Origin of the sequence: Pseudomonas sp. NBRC 111127, from assembly GCF_001320345.1 — a bacterium.
Taxonomy (GTDB): Bacteria; Pseudomonadota; Gammaproteobacteria; order Pseudomonadales; family Pseudomonadaceae; genus Aquipseudomonas; species Aquipseudomonas juntendi.
The window spans coordinates 1-1,746 of record NZ_BCBD01000312.1; the positions used below are offsets into that span (position 1 = coordinate 1).

2 protein-coding genes are annotated in these 1,746 nt (G+C 63.8%); both read right to left on the reverse strand.

Features of this window, described 5'->3' with window-relative positions:
• On the reverse strand, positions 1–640 hold a 640-nt coding region (locus APH30_RS27110; RefSeq protein WP_156326746.1), incomplete at its 3' end, for a class I tRNA ligase family protein.
• Between the two features lie 9 nt (positions 641–649).
• Positions 650–1,746 (reverse strand): glutamine--tRNA ligase (gene glnS / locus APH30_RS27115; RefSeq protein WP_082416271.1); only part of this gene is annotated, 1,097 nt, incomplete at its 5' end.

The following is a 1,746-nucleotide window of genomic DNA, read 5'->3' on the forward strand; positions in this document are numbered from 1 at the left end:
TGGACATCACCGAGCACTCGATGTGCCAGCCCGGACGGCCCGGGCCCCATGGCGACTCCCAGCTTGGCTCGCCCGGCTTGACGCCCTTCCACAGCACGAAATCGAGCGGGTCTTGCTTGGCCTCGTCGACCTCGATGCGGGCGCCGATGCGCAGGTCTTCGATCTTCTTGCGCGACAGCTTGCCGTAGCCCACGAACTTGCCGACGCGGTAGTACACGTCGCCATTGCCCGGCGCGTAGGCATACCCCTTGTCGATCAGGGTCTGGATCATCGCGTGCATGCCGGCGATATGGTCGGTGGCACGCGGTTCCTGGTCTGGCGGCAGGATGTTCAGGCGGCGCTCGTCTTCGTGCATCGCGTCGATCATGCGCGCCGTGAGGGCGTCGAAGCTTTCGCCGTTCTCGTTGGCACGGTTGATGATCTTGTCATCGATGTCGGTGATATTGCGCACGTAGGTCAGCTCGTAACCGCTCTTGCGCAGCCAGCGGGTGACCAGGTCGAACGCCACCATGCTGCGGCCGTGGCCCAGGTGGCAGTAGTCGTACACGGTCATGCCGCAAACGTACATGCGCACCTTGTTACCATCCAGCGGCTTGAAGGTTTCCTTGGCTTTGGTCAGGGTGTTGTAGATGGTTAGCACGGCGGTTCCTCAGCTGCCCCAGGAGTCACGCAGGGTGACGGTGCGGTTGAACACCGGGCGGCCCGGCTGGCTGTCTTTCAGGTCGGCGCAGAAGTAGCCTTCGCGCTCGAACTGGAAACGGTCCTCGGGCTGCGCCTGGGCCAACGACGGCTCGGCACGGCAACCGCTGAGCACTTGCAGCGAGTCGGGGTTGATGTTGTCGAGGAAGCTGCCGCCCTCTTCGGTCTTTTCCGGGTTGGCCGAGCGGAACAGGCGATCGTACAGGCGCACTTCGCACTCGACGCTGCCTTCGGCCGGCACCCAGTGGATCACGCCTTTGACCTTGCGGCCTTCCGGGTTCTTGCCCAGGGTGTCCGGGTCGTACGAGCAATGCAGTTCGACGATGTTGCCGTCGGCGTCCTTGATGGCTTCGTCGGCACGGATCACGTAGCTGCCCCGCAGGCGCACCTCACCGGCTGGCTCGAGGCGCTTGTAGCCCTTGGGCGGGGTTTCCATGAAGTCGTCGCGGTCGATGTACAGCTCGCGGGAGAACGGCAGCACCCGCACGCCCATGTCTTCCTTCGGGTGGCGTGGCAGCTCCAGTTGCTCGACCTGGCCCTGCGGGTAGTTGGTAATGACCACCTTCAGCGGGCGCAGCACGCACATGGCACGCGGTGCGGTGCGGTCCAGGTCGTCACGGATGCTGAACTCGAGCATCGACATGTCCACTACGCCATCGGACCGGTTGGTGCCGATCATTTCGCAGAAGTTGCGGATCGAGGCCGGGGTGTAGCCACGGCGGCGGAAGCCGGACAAGGTCGACATGCGCGGGTCGTCCCAGGCGTCGACGTGCTTTTCGTCCACCAACTGCTTGAGCTTGCGCTTGGAGGTGATGGTGTAGTTGAGGTTCAGCCGGCTGAACTCGTACTGGCGCGGGTGTGCCGGCACGGGCAGGTTATCGAGGAACCAGTCGTACAGCGGGCGATGGCCTTCGAACTCCAGGGTGCAGATCGAGTGGGTGATGCCCTCGATGGCGTCCGACTGGCCGTGTGTGAAGTCGTAGTTGGGGTAGATGCACCACTTGTCACCGGTCTGGTGGTGGTGGGCATGGCGGATGCGGTACAGGA